We start from the raw sequence: 21,321 nt of genomic DNA on the forward strand, positions 1-21,321 counted from the left end.
AGGGAACCCGAAGATGAGCAGCACCGTTCTGATCGCGTCCAACCGGGGCCCGGTGTCCTTCACGCTGTCTGAAGACGGCGGCCTGACCATGCGCAGGGGCGGCGGCGGGCTCGTCTCCGGCCTGTCCGAGGTGGTCAAGGACACCGACGTCCTGTGGGTCTGCGCGGCGCTGTCGGACGGCGACCGGGGGGCGGTGCGCCGGACGCACGGCGGGCGGCTCGACCGGGCCTTCGACACGGGCCCGATCCGCATGCTGGACATTCCGCCCGCCGTCTTCCACCGGGCCTACAACGCCGTGGCCAACTCGACCCTGTGGTTCGTCAACCACCTGCTTTACAACACGCCCTTCTCCCCCGAGTTCGGCACGCGGTTCCGCCGCGAGTGGGAGTCGTACCGCACGTACAACGGCGCGTTCGCCCTGGCCCTGGCCGAGGAGGCGGCCCACCGGGCGCGCGTCATGGTGCAGGACTACCACCTGACGCTGACCCCGGCGATGCTCCGGGTCGAGCGGCCCGACCTGCGCATCGCCCACTTCTCGCACACGCCCTGGGCGCCGCCGGAATACTTCGCACTGCTGCCCGAGGACGTCGTGGCGGAGGTGCTGACCGGCATCCTCGGCGCCGACCACGCCGGATTCCTCACCGCGCGCTGGGCCCGCGCCTTCATGGACTGCTGCGAAGCCCTGCTCGGCGCCGACGTCGACCACGCCGCCCGGACGGTCACGTACGAGGGGCGGACCACCAGGATCGGCGTGCACCCGCTCGGCGTGAACGGCGAGGCGCTGCTGGCCCGGGCCGCCGAGCAGGACGTCGAGTCGCACATGTCCGTGATCAGAGACCTCGTGGGCGACCGCAAGCTGATCGTGCGCATCGACCGCACCGAGCTGTCCAAGAACATCGTGCGCGGCCTGCGCGCCTACCAGGAGTTCCTGGCCACCCACCCCGAATGGCACGGCCGGGTCGTCCACCTAGCGTTCGCCTACCCCTCCCGCCACGACCTGCCGGAATATCGCGAATACACAGCGGCCGTGCAGCGCTGCGCCAAGGAGATCGAGGACGAGTACGCGACCGAGGACTGGGACCCGCTGATCCTCAACGTGAACGACGACTATCCGCGCTCGCTGGCCGCCTACCGGCTGGCCGACGTGCTGCTCGTCAACCCGATCAGGGACGGCATGAACCTGGTGGCCAAGGAGGGTCCGATCCTGTCGCCCCGGTGCGCGCTCGTGCTGTCCCGCGAGGCGGGCGCGGCGGCCGAGCTGGGGGCCGACTCCCTGCTCGTCAACCCCTACGACGTGTCCGGCACCGCTGCGGCGCTGCACGACGCGCTGACGCTGCCCGAGCAGGAACGGCTCAGGCGCGGCCTGCGGCTGCGCGAGGCCGCCACCGCCCTGCCGCCCCAGCGCTGGTTCGACGACCAGCTCGCCGCACTGCCCTGATCCCGGCCGACCCCGCCCGGCGCTGACGTGCCGTCGCCTTGCGCTGATCCGGTGCGGGTGCTGTACGCCACAGCGTCCGGCCCTCGTCCCGGATGATCGGCTGCGCTAGCCTTGCCTGACTTTGGACCGCAACATAAAGGTCATCAGGGACAGCCCCACCTGGTTGATCTATCTCCAGCTCGCCACCTTCGCCACCTACCTCTACGGCCTGTCCGCCGCCCTCCCCCTCCTGCGCGCCGAGCTCGGCGTCTCCCAGGCCGTCGCCGGGCTGCACGGCACCGGGATGGCGCTGGGCGGCATCGCCGGCGGGCTGGCCCTGCCGGCGCTGACCAGGCGATTCGGACGGCGCGTCGTCACCTGGGCCGGCCTGACCGGGATGAACGCCGGGGTGCTCCTCGTCGTGTTCGGACACGCCCTCCCGTTCACCCTGGCCGGTTTCACGCTCGCCGGCTGCTGCGGTTCGACGGCGCTCTACGTGATGATGGCGGTGCTCAGCGACCACCACGGCCAGGCTGGGGCGGCCGTCATCAGCGAGGCCAACGCGGTCGGCGTGATCGCCGGAATCGCCACCACCTACGCCTTCAGCGTGGTGGCCGAATCACCGGCCGGCTGGCGGCCCGCGCTGTTCGTGCCGGTGGCCTCCACCCTCCTGCTGGCCCTGCTCATGGGCCGGATCTGGGTGCCATCACCGTCCGCGGCGGTGCCAGAGGGGCCGGGCAGCGGCACAATGCCGGAGGCATCAGATGGCAGGGCGCCGTACGGCTGGCGCTTCCACATCGCCGGGGTGGTCCTGCTGTGCTGCGTGGCCATCGAGTTCGCCTTCAACCTGTGGGCCGCCGAGCTGCTCTCCCAGCGGACCGGGTTGTCGCCCGGCCTGGCGGCGACCGGGCTGAGCGCGATGCTGGCCGGCATGGCGGCAGGCCGGTTCGGCGGCGCCCGGCTGGCCCTGCGCTTCGCGCCGGGTTCGGTGCTGCTCGGCTCGCTCGGGGTGACCCTGGCGGGCTGGGCGCTGTTCTGGGCCGGGACCTCGGCGCCGGTCTGCTACGCCGGGCTCGCGCTCAGCGGGCTCGGCATCTCGGTCCAGTTCCCCATGGGCCTCACCCGCATGATCGAGGTGTCGGGAGGCCGGCCGGACCAGGCGTCCGGCGCGGCCTCGATCTGGGCGGGCGTGGGCTCGGGCAGCGGGCCGTTCGTGCTCGGCGCGCTGGGCGACGGCTTCGGGACGCACACGGCGTTCCTGCTCGCGCCCGCCCTGATCGCGGTGGCCGCCGGAGGAGCGGCCGCCTCCCGGACGCGTTCCTAGCGCCGTCCATCGACGCGCGTGGAGGGAGCGGAGCGGAAGGGAGCGAGGACCGCAGCGAAGGCCCAGCGAAGCGGGTTTCGCGAGGACCGGAGCTTCCTTGCGGCGCAGTGACCGACTTGCCCAAGATCCGGCGACACGTCCACCAGGCACCACCAAGAACCAAAGCCCCCCGCACAGCGACCGACGTGCCCCAGGCGCAGGCCGGAGCCGGTCGTCAGTGCCAGGTCGCGTTCTTGAGAATCGTGCTCAGGCCCGGGGTCCGCCACTGGTCGATCACCAGGATCTTCGACATCGGCAGATACCATTCGCGCTGGTTGTAGCGGGCCCTCACCTTGCCCGAGGTCATGGTGCCGCAGGTGCCCGCCCAGTCGCGGTAGTACGCCTTGTGTCCCGGCCCGATCTGCCGCAGCCCCTTCTCGGCGAGCGTGGTCCTGCGGATGACGAGGTTCTTCTTCACCGGGCAGGGCCCGACGTCGGTGGCCGGATAGAACGGGCCGTCCGGCGTGTACTTCTGGAACAGCTCGTGGCCTATGGCGATGGCCTTCGGCCCCATGATCCAGAAGCTGTGGCAGCCCGAGTCGCGGAAGCCGTACATGTCCGTGCCCTTGGTGGGGCACGAGCCGGTGATGACGCGCAGCCAGTCCTTGCGGACGGCGTCGACCTTCCAGGACGACGGGATCCTCAGCGTCAGCCCCTTGCGCAGATGCAGAGCCTTCGTCGCCGCACTGCCGCTCGCGAACGCCGCCACCGGAGCCGCCATAGACGCCACCGGAGCCGTCATGGACGCCGCCGGAGCCGTCATGGACGCCGCCGCAGACGCCGCAGACGCCGACGGAGCCGCCAGGGACGCCGCCAGTGACGCGGCGAGAGATGTAGCGAGCACGGTCAGACCGGCCGCCACGGCCGGGATCTTTGTCCTCATGCCCGGCACGCTAGGCCCCGCCGCTTGCAGACGACTTGCCGAGGCGTGCCACGAGGTCGCCGAGCAGGGCCACGACGCCGTCGGGGCCGTCCACCACCAGGTCGGCGCGCTCCGCCAGGGCGGTCACCTCCGCCGAGCCGCTGCAGACCCGTACGCCGGGGATGCCGGCCGACTCGACCGCGTCGAAGGCCGCGAGGTCCCCCAGGTCGTCGCCGACGAACATGACCGAGCGGGCCTCCCGCTCGGCGAGGAAGGCCGACAGGGCCTTGCCCTTGTCCATTCCGGCCGGCCGCAGCTCCAGCACCATGCGGCCCGGCTCGACCGCCAGCCCGGCCTCCTCGGCCAGCGCCGCGACCGGCCCGCGCAGCGCCTCAAGCGCCCCTGCGGGGTCGGCGCACCGCCGGGTGTGCACGGCGACGGCGCGGTCCTTGTCCTCGATCCATGCGCCGTCGAGGCCCTTCACGAGCTCGGGCAGCCGGGCGCGGACGAGGCCGAGCCCGGGAGGCGGCGGCGGGGCCGTCAGACGGCCGTCCTCCCAGCGTTCCAGCCCGTAATGGCCGAGGATCACCAGGCCGGGCACGTCGGCGAGGGACGGCACGCCGGCTACCTCTCCGAGTGCGAGAGCCGTACGCGGCGGGCGGCCCGTGACGATCACGACGGCGCGCACCAGCGGGGCGAGGGCGGCCAGCACGCCGGGCACGCCGGGATGCACGCGGGCGGCGGCGGGGTCGGGCACGATCGGGGCGAGCGTGCCGTCGTAGTCGAGCCCGATCACGGCTCCGGCCGGATCGGCGATGATCGCGTCGAGTCCTGCGTGCTCGGGCAGGGTCATGGCCTCACTCCGAAGGGGGTTCCGTGCGTACGCCTCGACGGCCTCATGCCCCGGATGCGGGGCTCATGCGTGAAGGGGAGGGAAAGCTAGGAGTTGAACCCGAAGCGGCGGGCCGAGCGGTCGCGCCGCCTCCCGGCTCTCATCCGGCGCAGCCGCTTGACGAGCATGGGGTCGTGCTCCAGCGCTTCGGGCCGGTCGATGATCTCCCCGAGTAACTGGTAGTACCGGGTCGCGGAGATGCCGAACGCCTCCCTGATCGCCTGTTCCTTGGCGCCCGCGTAACGCCACCACTGGCGCTCGAACGCGAGCATCTCGCGGTCGCGGTCCGAGAGGTCCGGCCCGTCGCCGCCGGCCGGTTCGGTGTCCATCGGCTCCTCCTCGATCGGCTCGCGGGCCCGTCCCATGGTAATGCCAAGCCCGCGAGACGAACCCGGGGTGTTCAGGCCGGGCGGGACAGACGTAATGTCACGTGGTGTGAGCTCTGTAATCACGCTTCTGACCGACTACGGGCTGGAGGACGGGTACGTCGCCGCGTGCCACGGCGTGATCGCGGGCATCGCCCCGCAGGCTCGGATCATCGACGTGGGCCATCTCGTCCCCTCCGGGGACGTACGCCGCGGCGCGGCCATCCTCGCGCAGACCCTGCCCTACCTGCCGGCGGGCGTCCACCTGGCGGTGGTCGATCCCGCGGTGGGCGGCAACCGGCGACCGGTCGCCGTGGAGGCGGGGGGACGGGTGTTCCTCGGCCCCGACAACGGCATCCTGTCATGGGCCGTCCGCGCCGCGGGGGGCGCCGACGCCGCCTACGAGATCACGAACAAGGACCTGTGCCTGGAGAACGTCTCTCCGACCTTCCCGGGACGGGACCTGTTCGCCCCGGTGGCCGCCCACCTGTGCACCGGACGCTCGGTCGCCGACGTGGGGCCGCCGATGCCGGTGGACCGCCTGGTGACCCTGCCCGCGCCGACCTGCCGGTTGCGGGACGGCGCGGCCGAGGGCGAGGTGCTGTCGGTGGACAGGCACGGCAACGTCCAGTTGTCGATCACCGCCACCGACATGGCCGAGATCGGCGTACGGCTCGGCGACACCGTCGCCGTGTGGCTGGGGCGCCGCCAGGTCGCCGTGCCGTACCGGGAGACGTTCACCGCCGTGCCGCCCGGCGACCTGGTGGCGTTCACCGACTCCGCCGGGCTGGTCGCGATGGCGATCAACGCCGGGGACGCCTCCGACCGCCTGGGTCTGCCCCCGGGCGCGCACGTACGGCTGTCGCCCGGGCGCTGACCCGGCCGGTTCTACTGGGCGTTCACCACGTCGCGGACCTCCGCGAAGTGGCAGGCGCTGGGGTGGTCGCTGCCCGGGCGCGGCTCCAGTGCGGGCGTCTGCTCGGCGCAGATGTCCTGCGCCTTCCAGCAGCGCGTGCGGAAGTGGCAGCCCGACGGCGGGTTGGCCGGCGAGGGCGGGTCGCCCTGCAGGATGATCCGCTGGCGGGTCTCCCGGCCCTCGGGGTCGGGCACGGGCACGGCCGACAGCAGCGCCTGGGTGTACGGGTGGGTCGGGCCTTCGTAGATCTGGGCGTCGCTGCCCAGCTCGACGATCTTGCCGAGGTACATCACCGCGACCCGGTCGGAGATGTGGCGGACCACCGACAGGTCGTGCGCGATGAAGATGTACGCGAGGTCGAACTCGTTCTGCAGCCGCTCCAGCAGGTTCATGACCTGGGCCTGGATCGACACGTCGAGCGCGGAGACCGGCTCGTCGCAGATGATGATCTCAGGCTGGAGCGCCAGGCCGCGGGCGATGCCGATGCGCTGACGCTGGCCGCCGGAGAACTGGTGCGGGTAGCGGTTGATGTGGTCGGGGTTGAGGCCCACCACTTCGAGCAGTTCCTGCACCCGGCGCCGGCGGCCGCCCTTCGGCACGACGTCCGTGTGGATCTCGAACGGCTCCCCCACGATGTCGCCGACGGTCATCCGCGGGTTCAGCGAGGTGTAGGGGTCCTGCATGACCATCTGGATGTTGCGGCGCATCCGCTTGAGCTCGGCGCCCCTGGCCGAGGCGATGTCCCTGCCATGGATGCGTACGGAGCCCGAGGTGGGCCGCTCCAGCGCCATCAGCAGCTTGGCCAGGGTGGACTTGCCACAGCCCGACTCGCCGACGATCCCGAGCGTCTCGCCCCGGTGCAGGTCGAAGGAGACCCCGTCGACGGCCTTGATCGCGCCGATCTGCCGCTTGACGACGATGCCCTGGGTGAGCGGGAAGTGCTTGACGAGGTCGCGGACTTCGAGGATCGACTCAGCGTTCGCCTTCATCGATGACCTCCCTCCAGTAGTGGCAGGCGCTGCCGCGGGTGCCACTGATCGTGTACAGCTGGGGAACGTCGGTCACGCAGTTGTCCCGCCGGTACGGACAGCGCGGGTGGAAGGCGCAGCCCGTCGGCATCTCCAGCAGGTTGGGCGGCAGGCCCTTGATCGCGTAGAGCTCCTGGCCCTTGTGGTCCACCCTGGGGATGGACTCCAGCAGCCCCTTCGAGTAGGGGTGGGCCGGGTTCTTGTACAGGTCGTGAACCGGGGCGTTCTCCACGATGCGCCCGCCGTACATGACCGCGATCTTGTCCGCGACGTCGGCGACGACGCCGAGGTCGTGGGTGATCAGGATCAGGCCCATGTTGCTGTCGCGCTGCAGCTCCGCGAGCAGACCCATGATCTGTGCCTGGACCGTCACGTCGAGCGCGGTGGTCGGCTCGTCGGCGATCAGGATCTCCGGGTCGAGCGCGATCGCCATGGCGATCATGATGCGCTGCCGCATGCCGCCGGAGAACTGGTGCGGGAAGTCGTTGACCCGGTCCCTGGCGGCCGGGATCCTGACCCGGTCCATCAGCTCGATGGCCTTCTTCTTGGCGTCCGCCCGCGACGTGCCGCGGTGCATGCGGAACATCTCGGCGATCTGCCAGCCGACCGGGAAGACCGGGTTCAGCGCGGACAGCGCGTCCTGGAAGACCATGGAGATGCCCTCTCCGCGGATCTTCCTGCGCTGGTCGTCCGGGAGCTTGAGCAGGTCGACGCCCCGGAACCGGATCTCGCCACCGGTGATCTTGCCCGGGGGCATGTCGAGGATGCCCATGATGGTCTGGGCGGTGACGCTCTTGCCCGAACCCGACTCGCCCAGCACGGCGAGCGTCTCACCGGCGTCCACGCTGTACGTCACGCCGTTGACGGCCTTGGCCACGCCCGCCCGGGTGCGGAACTCCACGTGGAGGTTGTCCACCTCCAGCAGGGCGCCGCTGTGTGAGCCTCTGCCCACCTGCTCGGAAAGCACTTCCGTCACTCGCTGTGCCTCCTCATCGAAGCTTCGGGTCGAGGGCGTCGCGTACGGCTTCGCCGAGCATGACGAAGGTCAGCACGCACAGGGACAGGAACGCCGCGGGGAAGAGCAGCGCGTGCGCCCCGGTCCGCATGTACGACGCGTGGTCGGCGATCGCGATACCCCAGGAGATGACCGGCGGACGCAGGCCGATGCCGAGCAGCGACAGCGTGGCCTCGGCGCCGATGTAGCTGCCGATCGTGATCGTGGCGTACACGAGGATCGGCGCCAGCGAGTTGGGCAGCAGATGCCGGAAGATGATCCGCAGCGGCCCGGCCCCGAGCGCTCTCGCGGCCTGCACGTAGTCCTGGTGCTTGGCCTGGATGACGGCGGAGCGGGCGATGCGCATCAGGATCGGCCAGCCCAGCAGGGCGAGCACGATGATGACGACCGCCATGATCATCGCCTTGCCCGGGTTCGACTGGGCAGGCGCCACGGTGCCGAGGATGATGATCGCGCCCAGCACGTACGGCAGGCCGAGGAACATCTCGCCGACACGGGAGACGATCGCGTCGATCCAGCGTCCGAAGTAGGCCGCGAGCACGCCCGTCAGGCCGCCCAGCAGGATGGTGGCCAGCGTGGCCAGCACACCCACGATGATCGAGGTGCGGGCGCCGTAGATCGTCCTGGCCCACACGTCCCGCCCCTGCAGGTCGTAGCCGAACCAGGCGTCCGCGCTCGGCCCCTCCATGCTCTTGGCGAGCGTGGCGTACTCCGGGTCCTTGTGCGTGAACAGCGTCGGGAACGCCGCCATCAGGAGGAACAGGATCAGCATCACGAGCGAGACCCAGAAGATCTTGCGTCGCTTGAGGATGTCCCACGTGTCGCGCCACAGGCTGCGCCTGTCGCCCCGGACCGCGACCGGACTCGCGGCCGGCTCGTCCGCACCCTTGATGAGGTCTTGCGTCACGGTCGGGTCACTCATAGCGGATCCTCGGGTCGAGCACGCCGTAGAGGAGGTCGACGAGCAGGTTGGACACCAGGTACACGAGCACGAGCAGCGTGGCCACGGGGACCACGATCGTGTAGTCCTGACCGTTGATGGCCCGCCACAACAGGCCGCCGATGCCGTGGATGTTGAAGATGCCCTCGGTGATGATCGCGCCGGACATCAGCGAGCCGATCTCGGTGCCGAGGAACGTCAGCACCGGGATGAGCGAGTTGCGCAGCAGGTGGATCCCGACCACCCGCCGGTTGCTCAGTCCCTTGGCCACGGCCGTCCGCACGTAGTCGGCGCGCAGGTTCTCCACGATGCTCGTACGGGTGAGCCGCGCGGTGAAGGCCATGTTGAGGCTGGCCAGCACGAGCGCCGGGACGACCAGCTCGGGGACCGTCGCCGCGTCCGACACGGTCGGCTCGATCACGCCGAACTGCACGCCGAGGATCCACTGCAGCAGATAACCGGTGACGAAGATCGGCAGCGACAGCAGGATCAGCGTGGCGACCGTCACCACGTTGTCGACGAAGCCGCCGCGCTTGAGCCCCGACAGCACGCCGGCGCCGATTCCGATGATCGCCTCGAAGAGCACCGCCATCAGCGCGAGCCTGATGGTGATCGGCCAGGCGTCGCCGAGCTGGGTCGCGACGGAAACGCCGTTGAAGTCGGTGCCGAGGTTGCCGGTGAACAGGTTCTTCAGGAAGTTCCAGTACTGCACCAGAATGGGCTGGTCCAGCCCGAACTGCTCGCGCATGGCCGTGACATAGCTGTCCGGACAGGGCCGCTGGCCGCATCTCCCGGCGAACGGGTCGCCCGGGAGCTGCCAGACCATGTAGTTGATGATGAAGGTCGTGCCCAGCACGACAGGCACGAGTTGCAGCAGGCGCCGGATCGCGTATCGGCCCATGCGCACCTCCGATCTGACGCTAAAGGTCGTACATGCGCTCCCCGTGGGTCAACACGGGAAGTCGCGAATGGACAGCCCACGAGGCCGGCCCCGGGTGGGGAACCGGCCTCGGGGGGTTCACCTACGAGCTGTCCTACGCTTCCTTGATCGCGATCGACAGCGGGTCGAGCACGCCGAAGGGAGTGACCTTCACGCCGGTCACCCACTTGGAGGTGCCGGCCTGCAGACCGTACGACCACAGCGGAATAGCGGGCATGTCCTGCTGCAGCATAGCCTCGGCCTCCTGGTAGAGGGCGTTGGCCTGGGCCGGATCGGTGGCGGTGTCGGCCTCGTGGAGCTTCGCGTCGAGAGCCTTGTTGCTGTAGAGACCGTCATTGGACGAAGCGCCGGTCTTGTACAGCGGGTTCAGGAAGTTCTCGATGTGGGGGTAGTCCATCTGCCAGCCGGTGCGGAACGCGCCCTTGATCTTGTGCTGGGTGATGGTGTCACGCAGCTCGGCGAAGGTGGGCATGTCCTTGTGCACGAACTTCACGCCGGAGTCGGCGCCGAAGGCCTGGTTGATGCTGTTGACCGTGGCCTCGATCCACTCCTTGTGAGTGCCGTCGGCGTTGGACCAGATCGGGAACTCGGCCGGCGGGGTGTAACCCTCGGCCTTGGCCTTGGCGAGGTACTCCTTCGCCTTGGCGGGGTCGTAGGTGCACAGGTCGCCGCAGGCGCCGTCCTTGAAGCCCTCGACGATCGGCGAGACCCAGCCGTTGATCGGCACACGGCCCTTGTTGAAGATCTTGTCGGTGATCGTCTTCCGGTCGATCGCGTACGACACGGCCTTGCGGAAGTCCGCGTTGCCGCCGAACTCCTTGTCGTACAGCGGGAAGGTGATCGTCTGGATGACGCCCTGCTGGCCGTCGATCGCGCGGTCGCCGAGGTCGGTCTTCCACTTGTCGCCGGCGAGCGCCGACGGCGGGATCAGCTCGGTGAAGTCGAGGTTGTTGGAGACCAGGTCCGCGTAGGCCGCGTTGTCGTCCTTGTACATCTTGTAGACGATCTTCTTGACCTTGGGCTTCTCCGGCCCGGGGTAGTCGGGGTTCGCCTCGACGATGATCTGCGAGTTGTGGTCCCACTGGACGAACTTGAACGGACCGTTGGTGACCGGCTTCTGCGCGAAGCCCTTCGGGTCCTTGAAGAAGGCGTCGGGCAGCGCCGAGAACGACGAGTACCCCAGCTTGGTGCGGAACACGGCGACGGGCGCGGTCAGCGTGACCTTGAAGGTGAGGTCGTCGATGACCTCGAGGCCCTTCAGCTTGTCGGTCTCCGGCTTGGGGGCCTCCTTCGGGCCGTCGGGGCCGTCCGGGTCGGCGGTGTTGACCTTGTCGAAGCCCTCGATGTCACCGAACCAGAAGCTGCCGAGCTGAGCGTTCGGCGAGTACGCGGTGTAGTTCCACGCGTCGACGTAGTTCTTCGCGGTGACCGGCGTGCCGTCGGTCCACTTCAGGCCGGGCTTGAGCTTGATCGTCCACACCTTGTTGTCGGTGGTCTCGATCGACTCCGCCTGGTCGAGCTCGGGAGCGGCCGTGTCCGAGTTGTACTTGACGAGACGGCTGTACACGAAGTCGTTGATCGTGCCACCGCAGGTCTCGTTGATGTTTCCGGGGACGAAGCCGGTCTGCGGCTCACAACCGCGGATGTAGACGGTCCCGGTCGCGGCCCGGGGGTTGTCCCCGCCGCCGCTACTGGACCCGCCGCCCCCGCCGCACGCGGCGACGCCGAGCGCAAGCAGCGCGGTGCCGGTGGCGATCTTCGCGCCCTTAGTCACGCGCATAGTGGATTGGTCCTCCCTCTAAGGATGGGCGTTCGCGCTGGTTGGCACCCGGTTTGCCGGGCATCGTCAAACCAGCTGACGTCCTGCCAGTCGTCCGGAGCATCCCTTACCGGACGCACCAGAGGAGTCTCCAGCACGTTGCAGTTCGGTCACACGTGCGTCAGTCGGGCGTCACACACAATCCTGCGAGCCCAACCTTAAATGCCCAGCACGGCATCAAACTCCCCTTTAGGGTACATATACCAACAGAACGCCAGTCCTTTGATCCGGAACAGGGGCGACACCCCGTGCCCCGGTCCCCGGATCAAGATGTCCTGGGCTACCTTTGACCAGTCGCAGCCACGTTCGGTGCGACAGCCGTCCCACCGACCTCCATCCAATAGAGTCCATGCCATGAGCCAGCCGGAATCCGCGCTCGCGGAGGCCCAGGGTGGCGGCCGAGCCCCGGAGTCGCTGGCCGCGCTTGCCGAGCGTCACGGACTACGACGCGCCATCGCACGCCCCAGCATGCCCGCCTACCTGCGCCAACTGTGGGACCGGCGGCACTTCATCCTCACGTACGCCACCTCGCGCAACGTCTCCAAGTATTCCGAGTCGATGCTCGGCCAGCTCTGGCAGGTGCTGACCCCGCTGCTCAACGCCGCGGTGTACTGGCTGATGTTCGGCGTCATCCTCGGGCAGAGCAAGAAGATCGAGAACTACCCGGCCTTCCTCATCACCGGCGTCATGGTCTTCACCTTCACCCAGCGCACGGTGATCAGCGGGGCCAAGTCCATCTCGTCGAACCTCTCCCTGATCCGGGCGCTGCACTTTCCCCGGGCCGCCCTCCCCCTGGCGTACGTCATCCAGGAGCTCCAGCAGCTCGGCTACTCCATGGCCGTGCTCCTCCTCCTGGTGCTCGTCACCGGAGAGCCGGTGAGCCTGCTCTGGCTGCTGATCCCCGTGGTGCTGCTCATGCAGCTCGTCTTCAACATCGGCACCGGCATGTTCATGGCCCGCCTCGGCGCGTTCATGCGGGACATGAACCAGCTCCTGCCGTTCATCACGCGCACCTGGCTGTACGCCTCCGGCGTCTTCTACGCGATCGACGATCGCACCAAGGACCTGCCGGACTTCCTCCGGTGGGCGCTGGAGTTCAACCCGGCCGCCGCGTACATCGAGTTCATGCGCGATCTGCTGATCTACCAGCGGTTCCCCGAGCGCTGGGCGTGGGTGACTTGCATATTCTGGGCAGTGTTCGCGCTGATCGTCGGCTTCTGGTACTTCTGGCGGGCCGAGGAGAGGTACGGCCGTGGCTGAGCTGACCGAGGAGCTGTCGCAGGTGGCGCCCCAAACTTCTGAGACGCAGAACCACGAGACGCAGAACCCCAAGGCCGGGACCCCGACCGTCATCGTCGACGACCTCCACATCGTCTACAAGGTGTACGGCTCGGCCAGCGACGCCGAGAAGGGCAACGCGGCCAGCGCGCTCATGCGCATCCTGCGGCGGCAGGGCCGGCCGCAGATGAAGGAGGTCCACGCCGTCAAGGGCGTGAGCTTCGTCGCCCACCACGGCGACGCCATCGGCATCATCGGCCGCAACGGCTCGGGCAAGTCGACCCTGCTGCGCGCGATCGCCGGCCTCCTGCCCCCGCACAAGGGCGCCGTCTACACCAACGGCCAGCCGTCCCTCCTCGGCGTCAACGCGGCCCTCATGAAGGAGCTGACGGGCGAGCGCAACATCATCCTCGGCTGCTACGCGATGGGCATGACGCCGAGCGAGGTGCGCGAGAAGTACGACGAGATCGTCGACTTCTCCGGCATCGGAGACTTCGTCCAGTTCCCCATGTCGACGTACTCGTCCGGCATGGGAGCCCGGCTGCGCTTCGCCATCTCCTCGGCCAAGACGCACGACGTGCTTCTCATCGACGAGGCGCTCGCGACGGGTGACCGCGAGTTCAAGAAGAAGAGCCAGCAGCGCATCAAGCAGATGCGCGACGCGGCCGGCACGGTCTTCCTGGTCGCCCACAACCTCGACGTGATCGAGGAGACGTGCAACCGGGTGATCTGGTTGCACAAGGGAAAGATCAGAATGGAAGGCGACCCCCAGGAGGTCCTGGAGGCGTACAACAAGGCCTGACAGAAACGGAGGGGTGACCGTGCCGACGCCGCCACCGATCCCGTACGACCATCTGCCCGAGGTGCCCGCGCTGACCGTCGAGAGCGACGACATACGCGACGGCGAGCGGCTCCCCGAGGCCCACGTGTTCAACGACTGGGGCATGAACGGGCAGAACCTCTCCCCGCACCTGCGCTGGTCGGGCGCCCCGGAGGGCACCAAGAGCTACGCCGTCACCTGCTTCGACCCCGACGCGCCGACGGGCAGCGGTTTCTGGCACTGGGTGCTGTACGACATCCCGGCCACCGTCACCGAGCTGCCGACCGGCGCGGGCAACGGCCCCGACTTCAAGGGCCTGCCGGAGGGCGCCAAGCACGCGCGCAACGACTTCAGCACCAAGGAGTACGGCGGGGCGGCGCCACCGCCCGGCCACCCGCACCGCTACGTGTTCGCCGTGCACGCCCTGGGCGTGGAGTCCCTGGGCCTCGACACCGACACGCCACCGGCCGTGGTCGGCTTCAACATCACCGCCAACACGCTCGCCCGGGGTTATATCGCACCTGTGTACGAAACCTGACGCGGAAGGGCCGCTCGTTCCACTATGATTCGAACGGAGATTCGACATAGGGGAGGGGCGGATGAGCGACCTCGCGACGGCGATCGACAATCTGGCCGCTGAAGATCCCTCGGAGCTTCCCGTCGGGCTGATCGCGGAGCAGCTCATCGAGCTGCACTGGCAGATGGCCCGTCTGCAGGCCCAGATCGCCAGGCGCACCCACCTGCGCGCACGTTTCGACTCGCCGGCCTCGCCCAACTGAGGCCCGGCCTGCCCTGCCGCATGGTGTTCGCCGCCGGGCGGCCGCGGGTGAGCGCCCGTGTCCGCTCCACGGCGGGCACCCCGGCAGGGCTCGATCCGGCAGGGCTCGATCCGGCAGGGCTCGATCGGGCAGGTCGGCCTGGCGTGGACACCTTGGCACAACGACCAGGCGTTACGGCCCGGCACAACGGTCCGGCACAACGGTCCGGCATAACGCCTTGGTATGACACCGGACGGCCGGCGCCCCTCGGGGGTGCCGGCCGTTCTCGTCGTTCGACGTCTTTCTGACAGCCCTGCCGTACGTGTCCGATGGCCGTGCAGCAGGGTCACCGGCGAGCCGCCTCGACGGTGACGGCGGCCTCAGGCGAGGCTCACCGGCCGTACCCGCGGCTCCCGGTCGGCGCGACGTCGGCCACCGTGTCAGGGGCGGACGAGACCGTGCTCGACGCCGCGGCGTCGGCCGTGGCCGAGGCGGAGGCGGCGATGTCGGCCGCGGCCCCCGCCGTCGCGGCGGCACCCTGCGCCGGAGCGTCCGCGGTGTTCCTGATGGTCTTGGTGACCGCGCGGGTGTTGGCGTCGGCCTGGGTGGCGGCGTCGGTCGCCGCCGTCTGGGTGCTGCTCATGGCGCTGTCCGCCGGCGTCTCGCACGGCACCAGCGCCAGCAGGCCGCCCGCGCTGCCGGCGGTCGCCGCCACGGCGCCCTTGAGGCTGAGCAGCGCGTTGAGCCGCGCGGTGACGTTGAGCCCGGCGTTGACCACGGCGCCCACGTTCGCGACGGCCGCCGCCGAGGCGTCCACCGCCGTGGCGGCCTGGCCGGAAGCGGCGACGACCGGCTTGCCGACCTGGGCGACGAGGCCCGCGGCGACGGTCGCCTTGGCGGCGAGAGCCGCGTTGACGTCCGCGACCGCGACCAGGGCGGCGGAGAGGTGGGCCTCCAGCCGGGCGATGACGTTGGCGTCGACGGTGACGGCGGCGTCGGCCACGATGTCGGCCGCGATGGCGGCGGCCGCGCAGATGTGCGCGTTCGCCTCGGCGGACAGGTTGGCGGTGACGGTGCCGGCGAGCTTCGCGACCGCGACGAGGTTGGCCCTGATGTCAGCGGTCAGGTCCACCGCCACCCCGGCGGCCACGTCGGCGGCCACGTCGGCTGCCGCGTCGGCCTGCGCGACGACGCCGCCCGTGGCCCCGCCGACGACCGTGCCCTGCAGATCGGCCAGAAGCCTCGCCACCGTCGTGACCCGCTTCTCCGTGCACTTCTTGGCGCACACGTCAGCCTGTGCGGGCGCGGCCAGCATGCCGGCGATGCCGATCGTGACGGCGACGACGGCTGTCCTAACCACTCGTTTCATTGACTTGCCCCCGGTTCATATTCCTTTTCACGAGAGTGGGAATGACGAACCCAAGAACCCCCGTGCGTCGGCGAGCACGCCGACAAAGACGTCGGCATTTCTATCACTGCCGATCACAGGGGAAAGCCCTGCTGACCAGGGGATGTAGGGCCGGCACCCCGTCCGGAAAGTCGGTATATCGAGCACCGGACGAGCACTTGACGGTCACCCCAATCCCGCCTCCGGAGAAAGCGACGGTAAACACCGCGCCCAGGCCCCGGGGCAGATCTTTCCGCTCACTTTTAGCGACGCGCCGGCGGACGTCGCGGCCCGGCCGGTCGGAGGCCGTCCACGAATCCGCCCTATCGCGACATATCTCGATAGGGGTTACGCTGGTGAGGTGACCTCCCTCACCCCGTACGCGGGAGACGACCCCGCACAGCGCGCCTCGGACGCCGACCGCGACCGAGTGGCGGCCGTCCTCGGCGAGGCGCTGGCCACCGGCCGCCTGACGAGCGTCGAACACGCCGACAGGCTCGACGCCGCCTACAGCGCCGTGACCATCGGCGACCTCGCACCTCTGATCAAGGACCTGCCCGACACGGCCCACCCGCCGACCGTGCTCTCCACGGAACGGCAGCAGGTCTCCGCCGTGTTCAGCAAGATCATACGTCGTGGGCGCTGGGTCGCCGGGCGGCACACCGAGCTGAGCTCGGTGTTCGGCGCGCTGATCGTGGATCTCAGCGACGCGGTCCTGCCCGGCCGTGAGGTGACGCTGGAGCTGAACTCCCTCTGCGGCAAGCTCATCGTCACCGTGCCGGCCGACGCCAGGGTCGTCGACGAGGGCAGCGCGATCTTCTCCAAGCGCTCGGTGACCGGCGGGAGCGCCGACGGCGACGGCCCGCTGATCCGCGTCACCGGCAACGCGCGCTTCGGCAAGATCGTGGTCTACCGCGGGACCCGTCGCTGACGCCCTACGATGCGGCCATGCAGCCCGCCGGACGTGCGCTGCCCGTGGCCCTCGACGCCATGGGCGGTGACAACGCGCCCGGGGAGATCGTCGCGGGAGCCGTACAGGCCGTCCGGGAGCGGGACGTGCCCGTCGTGCTCGTCGGCCATCCCCGCCTGCTCTACCAGGAGCTGGCCCGGCACGACGCGGTCACCGAGATCCCCATCGTGCGGGCCGAGGAGGCGCTGGCGATGGACGAGGGGGCTCTGGCGAGCCTGCGACGCCCCCGTTCCAGCATCGCCATCGCCTGCCATCTCGTACGGCGCGGCGACGCCTGCGCGGTCGTGTCCGCGGGCTCGACGGCGGGCGTCGTCGCCACCGGCCGGCTGCGGCTGCGGGCCCAGCAGGGAGTCGTACGCCCCGCGATCGCGGTCGGCCTGCCGACCCTGCCCCAGCCGACCGTGCTGCTCGACGCGGGTGCCACGGCCGACGCCAAGCCGGAGATGCTGGTGCAGTTCGCCCACCTCGGTGTGGCGTACGCCGAGACGGCGCTCGGCATGCGGCGCCCCCGCGTCGGCCTGCTCACGATCGGCGCCGAACCCGAGAAGGGCAACAAACTCGCCAAGCGGGCCCACGAACTGCTCGCCGCCGCGCCCGGGATCGACTTCACCGGCAACATCGAAGGGCACGACCTGCTCACCCGGAAGGTCGACGTGATCGTCACCGACGGGTTCACCGGCAACGTGGCGCTCAAGACCGTCGAGGGCACCGTGCGGTACGCGTTCGAACAGGTCAGGGAGACGATCGCGGAGAGCCGGGTGGCCAGGCTCGGCGGGATGCTGCAGCGCGCCCGGCTGCGGGAGCTGGCCGGCCGGCTCGACCCCGAGGCACATGGCGGGGCCGTGCTGCTCGGCCTCAGCGGCACCGTGGTGATCGCCCACGGCTCGTCGCGGGCACGTGGTGTGGCCGCCGCCTGCGAGCTCGCGGCCCGCCTGTCGGCCCAGGGCATCATCGCCAGGATCGGCGAGCGGGTCGCCTCCACCAACAAGTCGCACCGCCGCTGGTGACCCCCGATATGGAAAGGCGGGCAGAAGGCGTACGCCGATAAGCTTGGCTTCATGACCGACCCGCAGCTCGTGCTCACCGAGCGGGTCCAGCAGGCGCTGGGTTCCGCCTTCGGTCCGGAGCACGCCACCGAAGATCCGCTGATCAGGCCCTCCCAGTTCGCCGACTATCAGGCGAACGTCGCGCTCAGCCTGGCCAAGCGGCTCCGACGTGCCCCGCGGGAGGTCGCTCAGGCCATCGCCGACCACCTCGACACGACCGACGTCAGCGTGGAGGTCAGCGGGCCGGGGTTCCTCAACCTGACGCTGCGCGACGGCTGGATCGCCGGGCAGGCCGAGCAGCGGCTGCTCGACGAGCGCATCGGCGTGCCGCAGCCGGCCCCGCAGACCGTGGTCGTCGACTACTCCGCGCCGAACGCCGCCAAGGAGATGCACGTCGGCCACCTGCGCACGACGATCGTCGGCGACACCCTCGCCCGCACCCACGAGCACCTGGGCAACCGGGTGATCCGGCAGAACCACCTCGGCGACTGGGGCACGCAGTTCGGCATGCTCATCGAGCACCTCCTCGACATCGGCGAGGACAAGGCGCTCGGCATGCTGGCCGCCGGCGACGGCAACGCCTTCTACCAGGCGGCGCGGCACAAGTTCGACAACGACCCCGAGTTCCAGCAGCGGTCCCGCCGCAGGGTGCCGCTGCTGCAGGGCGGCGACCCGGAGACCCTGCGCCTGTGGCGCGAGTTCATCGAATACAGCAACCGCTACTTCCGCAAGGTCTACCAGACGCTGGGCGTCACGCTCACCGACGACGACATCGCGGGCGAGAGCATGTACAACCCCATGCTCCCCGACGTCTGCGAGGAGCTGGAGCGCACCGGCGTCGCCGAGATCAGCGAGGGCGCGCTGTGCGTGTTCCCGCCCGGCTTCAAGGGCCGTGACGACCAGCCGCTGCCGCTCATCGTCCGCAAGAGCGACGGCGGGTACGGCTACGCCACGACCGACCTCGCCGCGATCCGCTACCGGGTGCGCGACCTGAAGGCCGACCGCATCCTGTACGTCGTGGGCGCCACCCAGTCGCTCCACTTCCAGATGGTCTTCGCCGCGGCGCGCATGGCCGGCTGGCTGCACGACGACGTCAGGGCGGAGCACGTCCAGATCGGCAGCGTGCTCGGCAGCGACGGCAAGATGTTCAAGACCCGCAGCGGCGAGTCGATCAAACTCACCGAGCTGCTCGACGAGGCCGTCGTACGGGCCGAGGCCGTCATCGCCGACCGCGGCTACGACCCGGAGGCCCGCAGGCAGATCGCGCGCCAGGTCGGCATGGGCGCGGTCAAGTACGCCGACCTGTCGGTCAGCCACGACAGCGAGTACGTCTTCGACTTCGACCGCATGCTCGCCCTCACCGGCAACACCGGGCCTTATCTCCAGTACGCCACCGCCCGCATCCGGTCGATCTTCCGCAACGGCGGGATCGATCCGGAGTCGGTCACCGGTCCGATCACGCTGGGCCACCCGGCCGAGCGGACGCTCGCGCTGCAGCTGCTCGGCTTCGGCTCGGTCGTCGCCGCCGTCGCCCAGCTGTCCGAGCCGCACCGGCTGTGCAACTACCTGTTCGACGTGGCCCAGGCGTTCACCTCGTTCTACGAGAGCTGCCCGGTCCTCAAGGCCGAGGACGAGTCCGTACGGCAGTCGCGGCTGGCTCTGTCGGCGCTCACCCTGCGGGTGCTGCTGCGCGGGCTCGACCTGCTCGGCATCGAAGTCCCCGAACGGATGTGAGCGGGGTGCCTGATTCCGCTTCGGCGGACACGGGAGAAGGCGACACCGGCACCTCCAGTGCGGGAGGCGCCGGTGTCGAGCCCGGAGATCACGTCCCCGGGGCACGAGATGGTGCCTTCGAGGCGGGAGATCGCTTCTGCGCGACCAAGGGCAGCCTCCCCGGGGCACGACATCGCCTGCGCGAGACCGGAGATGGCGCCTCCAAGGCAGGAGATCGCCCGCGTGAGGCCGGGAACGGCGCCCTTACGCGATCACAGGCCGTCCGATTCAGGGCGGTCCGTCCTTTCCGTTCCCGCCGGTCAGGCCCGTCCACGGCGCGCCTCGTCCGTGACTGTCGCACCAAGCCTCTAGTCTGGCGCGGTCAAGGGAGTGCCAGCCGACTCCTCGGGGAGCGTTTCGCGTGAGCATGGACCTGACCACGAGTCCGGACCCAGGAAACCTGGCCGAGGCCACGGAACTGCACCGCTACGCCGAGGCGCTGATCGTCAGCCTGGCGGCCGACGGCACGGCGCCCGACCTGCCGCCGGGGATCAACGACGTGCCGGGCTACTGGCTCGGGCCCGCCGTCGAGGCCCTCGTCCTCATCCTGTCCGGCAAGGACGCCCTGGAGCCGCTGGCCCTGGCCAACGAGCTGGACGAGCGGCGCACCTCTCTGTTCCTGTGCCTGGCCCTCGCCGTCTGCGGTCACGGCGACCGCATCCACGCCTCCTGGCTCGGCACCGCCTTCGGCGACCTGTCCGAAGACCGTCCGGTGGCACCCGGCCAGCGGGCGCTGTGGCTCGCCGCCGCTCGCGGGGCGTACGGGCCGGTCGGCAAGATCTTCGTGCTCCGCAAGCTCGACGCGGTGGACGTGCCGGCCACCGACGACCGGTGGCTGAAGGCCCTCGTGCCCGGCCTGCCGGAAACGTCCGTACCCGCCTCTCTGGAACCGTTCCCCGAGCTGGCGAAGGTCGCCGAGATCGAGCGGTCCTTGCAGGCGTCGGCCACCCTGCGCCGTCTGCGCGAACGCTGCACCGAGATCACCTCCATCCGGCAGGCCGGCGAGGTCACCAGGGTCGTACGCGGCACCGTATGGGCCGAGGACGAGCCGCTGGCCGTGCTCCGCGCCCTGGCGGGGCAGGGCGGCCAGGAGGGGCCGCTGAGCTCGCTCACCGGGCATCTGCTCCAGGACCTCGCTCCCGACGCCGATCCCCACATCGCCGCGCTCGCCCTGCACGTGGCGGCGCCGGCGATCAAGGCGGCGGCGGAGTCCCTCGTCGAGGTGGTGCGCGAGCCGCCACCCGACACCCTGGACGTGCCGATCCTCGGCTATCCGATCAGGCTCAGACCCGAAGGACCCGACCAGGAGTCGATGGCGGCCGCCGAGCAGCGGCTCGTCACCGAGTGCGTGCCGAAGCGCACCCGGCCATGGCCCGGATATGTCCTCCTGGTCCTCGCCGTCGTCGTCATCGTCAGCGGGTTCGTGGTCGCCCTGCCGCTCGCCCTCGTCGGCCTGCTGATCGCCGCCGTAGGCGGGCATCTGCTGTGGCGGCACCGCGTCCGGGAACACTCCGATGTACGGTTCGTCCAGACCCGGGCGGGCAAGCTCGCCGACCTCGCCGACAAGGCCGTCTGGGCTCTGCACGAGTACGCCAGAGAATCCGAGGAGCGCGTCTCCGTGGCCGAGCGGGACCTGACCGAGGTGTCCACGCTCCTGCGCCGCGGCCCCCGGGCCGCATAGGGACGCCGCGCCGACCCCTACGGCCAAGCCGGCTACGGAGCGCGAGTGCGC

At 70.0% G+C, this 21,321-nt stretch carries 20 protein-coding genes; 11 read left to right on the forward strand and 9 right to left on the reverse strand.

Annotated elements, in window-relative coordinates; translation table 11 throughout:
- Positions 1–13: 13 nt before the first annotated feature.
- Both OHB01_RS06565 and OHB01_RS06570 read left to right on the forward strand, forming a co-directional pair.
- Positions 14–1,438, forward strand: a complete 1,425-nt coding sequence (locus OHB01_RS06565) for an alpha,alpha-trehalose-phosphate synthase (UDP-forming) (protein WP_142650916.1) — start codon at positions 14–16, stop codon at positions 1,436–1,438.
- Between the two features lie 121 nt (positions 1,439–1,559).
- A complete protein-coding gene (locus tag OHB01_RS06570; protein ID WP_147943099.1) occupies positions 1,560–2,741 on the forward strand; it encodes an MFS transporter in 1,182 nt (393 codons plus the stop codon).
- Between the two features lie 214 nt (positions 2,742–2,955).
- Here OHB01_RS06570 and OHB01_RS06575 read toward each other — a convergent pair whose 3' ends face one another.
- The 3 genes from OHB01_RS06575 to OHB01_RS06585 all read right to left on the reverse strand — a co-directional run bounded on the left by OHB01_RS06575 (position 2,956) and on the right by OHB01_RS06585 (position 4,863).
- Positions 2,956–3,663, reverse strand: a complete 708-nt coding sequence (locus tag OHB01_RS06575; RefSeq protein ID WP_328855090.1) for a hypothetical protein — start codon at positions 3,661–3,663, stop codon at positions 2,956–2,958.
- A gap of 10 nt (positions 3,664–3,673) precedes the next feature.
- Positions 3,674–4,495 carry a trehalose-phosphatase gene (otsB, locus tag OHB01_RS06580; RefSeq protein ID WP_328855091.1) on the reverse strand — a complete coding sequence of 274 codons (822 nt, stop codon included), beginning with the start codon at positions 4,493–4,495 and terminating at the stop codon, positions 3,674–3,676.
- A gap of 86 nt (positions 4,496–4,581) precedes the next feature.
- Complete coding sequence (locus OHB01_RS06585) at positions 4,582–4,863, reverse strand: DUF3263 domain-containing protein (protein WP_328855092.1); 282 nt, start codon at positions 4,861–4,863, stop codon at positions 4,582–4,584.
- Positions 4,864–4,969: 106 nt separating this feature from the next.
- Between OHB01_RS06585 and OHB01_RS06590 the strand changes: the two genes are divergently transcribed.
- Entirely contained in the window at positions 4,970–5,776 is an 807-nt protein-coding gene (locus OHB01_RS06590; protein WP_260617475.1) for an SAM hydrolase/SAM-dependent halogenase family protein, read from the forward strand.
- A gap of 11 nt (positions 5,777–5,787) precedes the next feature.
- Here the strand turns inward: OHB01_RS06590 and OHB01_RS06595 are convergent, their stop codons facing one another.
- The 5 genes from OHB01_RS06595 to OHB01_RS06615 all read right to left on the reverse strand — a co-directional run bounded on the left by OHB01_RS06595 (position 5,788) and on the right by OHB01_RS06615 (position 11,512).
- Positions 5,788–6,804 carry an ABC transporter ATP-binding protein gene (locus tag OHB01_RS06595; RefSeq protein ID WP_142650910.1) on the reverse strand — a complete coding sequence of 339 codons (1,017 nt, stop codon included), beginning with the start codon at positions 6,802–6,804 and terminating at the stop codon, positions 5,788–5,790.
- Positions 6,788–7,819 carry an ABC transporter ATP-binding protein gene (locus OHB01_RS06600; RefSeq protein ID WP_185949069.1) on the reverse strand — a complete coding sequence of 344 codons (1,032 nt, stop codon included), beginning with the start codon at positions 7,817–7,819 and terminating at the stop codon, positions 6,788–6,790. The genes OHB01_RS06595 and OHB01_RS06600 overlap by 17 nt, the downstream gene beginning before the upstream one ends.
- A 13-nt stretch (positions 7,820–7,832) precedes the next feature.
- The gene (locus OHB01_RS06605) at positions 7,833–8,780 is read right to left on the reverse strand and encodes an ABC transporter permease (protein ID WP_142650909.1); all 948 of its coding nucleotides are present in this window, start codon (positions 8,778–8,780) and stop codon (positions 7,833–7,835) included.
- On the reverse strand, positions 8,773–9,699 hold the full coding sequence (locus tag OHB01_RS06610) for an ABC transporter permease (protein WP_142650908.1): 927 nt from the start codon (positions 9,697–9,699) through the stop codon (positions 8,773–8,775). Before OHB01_RS06610 ends, OHB01_RS06605 begins: the two co-directional genes overlap by 8 nt.
- A 133-nt stretch (positions 9,700–9,832) precedes the next feature.
- Positions 9,833–11,512: a peptide ABC transporter substrate-binding protein gene (locus OHB01_RS06615; protein WP_205830929.1), complete on the reverse strand. Its 1,680-nt coding sequence runs from the start codon at positions 11,510–11,512 to the stop codon at positions 9,833–9,835.
- Positions 11,513–11,911: 399 nt separating this feature from the next.
- Here OHB01_RS06615 and OHB01_RS06620 point away from each other — a divergent pair, with 399 nt between their 5' ends.
- From OHB01_RS06620 to OHB01_RS06635, 4 genes are all read left to right on the forward strand, one after another.
- The gene (locus OHB01_RS06620) at positions 11,912–12,817 is read left to right on the forward strand and encodes an ABC transporter permease (RefSeq protein ID WP_142650906.1); all 906 of its coding nucleotides are present in this window, start codon (positions 11,912–11,914) and stop codon (positions 12,815–12,817) included.
- A gap of 22 nt (positions 12,818–12,839) precedes the next feature.
- Complete coding sequence (locus OHB01_RS06625) at positions 12,840–13,637, forward strand: ABC transporter ATP-binding protein (protein ID WP_168066413.1); 798 nt, start codon at positions 12,840–12,842, stop codon at positions 13,635–13,637.
- Between the two features lie 19 nt (positions 13,638–13,656).
- A complete protein-coding gene (locus tag OHB01_RS06630; protein ID WP_142650969.1) occupies positions 13,657–14,193 on the forward strand; it encodes a YbhB/YbcL family Raf kinase inhibitor-like protein in 537 nt (178 codons plus the stop codon).
- A 61-nt stretch (positions 14,194–14,254) separates the two neighbouring features.
- Positions 14,255–14,434, forward strand: a complete 180-nt coding sequence (locus tag OHB01_RS06635) for a hypothetical protein (RefSeq protein WP_142650904.1) — start codon at positions 14,255–14,257, stop codon at positions 14,432–14,434.
- 370 nt (positions 14,435–14,804) lie between these two features.
- Here the strand turns inward: OHB01_RS06635 and OHB01_RS06640 are convergent, their stop codons facing one another.
- A complete protein-coding gene (locus tag OHB01_RS06640; protein WP_142650902.1) occupies positions 14,805–15,773 on the reverse strand; it encodes a hypothetical protein in 969 nt (322 codons plus the stop codon).
- A 388-nt stretch (positions 15,774–16,161) separates the two neighbouring features.
- On the opposite strand from OHB01_RS06640, the gene OHB01_RS06645 reads away from it, so the two are divergent.
- From OHB01_RS06645 to OHB01_RS06660, 4 genes are all read left to right on the forward strand, one after another.
- On the forward strand, positions 16,162–16,731 hold the full coding sequence (locus OHB01_RS06645; protein WP_147943095.1) for a DUF1707 SHOCT-like domain-containing protein: 570 nt from the start codon (positions 16,162–16,164) through the stop codon (positions 16,729–16,731).
- A gap of 17 nt (positions 16,732–16,748) precedes the next feature.
- Positions 16,749–17,777, forward strand: a complete 1,029-nt coding sequence (gene plsX / locus OHB01_RS06650; protein ID WP_142650900.1) for a phosphate acyltransferase PlsX — start codon at positions 16,749–16,751, stop codon at positions 17,775–17,777.
- A gap of 51 nt (positions 17,778–17,828) precedes the next feature.
- Complete coding sequence (gene argS / locus OHB01_RS06655; RefSeq protein WP_328855093.1) at positions 17,829–19,550, forward strand: arginine--tRNA ligase; 1,722 nt, start codon at positions 17,829–17,831, stop codon at positions 19,548–19,550.
- Positions 19,551–19,956: 406 nt separating this feature from the next.
- The gene (locus OHB01_RS06660) at positions 19,957–21,270 is read left to right on the forward strand and encodes a hypothetical protein (protein WP_142650968.1); all 1,314 of its coding nucleotides are present in this window, start codon (positions 19,957–19,959) and stop codon (positions 21,268–21,270) included.
- Positions 21,271–21,321 lie beyond the last annotated feature (51 nt).

The sequence above is a fragment of the Microbispora hainanensis genome, assembly GCF_036186745.1.
In the GTDB taxonomy this organism is placed as follows: Bacteria; Actinomycetota; Actinomycetes; order Streptosporangiales; family Streptosporangiaceae; genus Microbispora.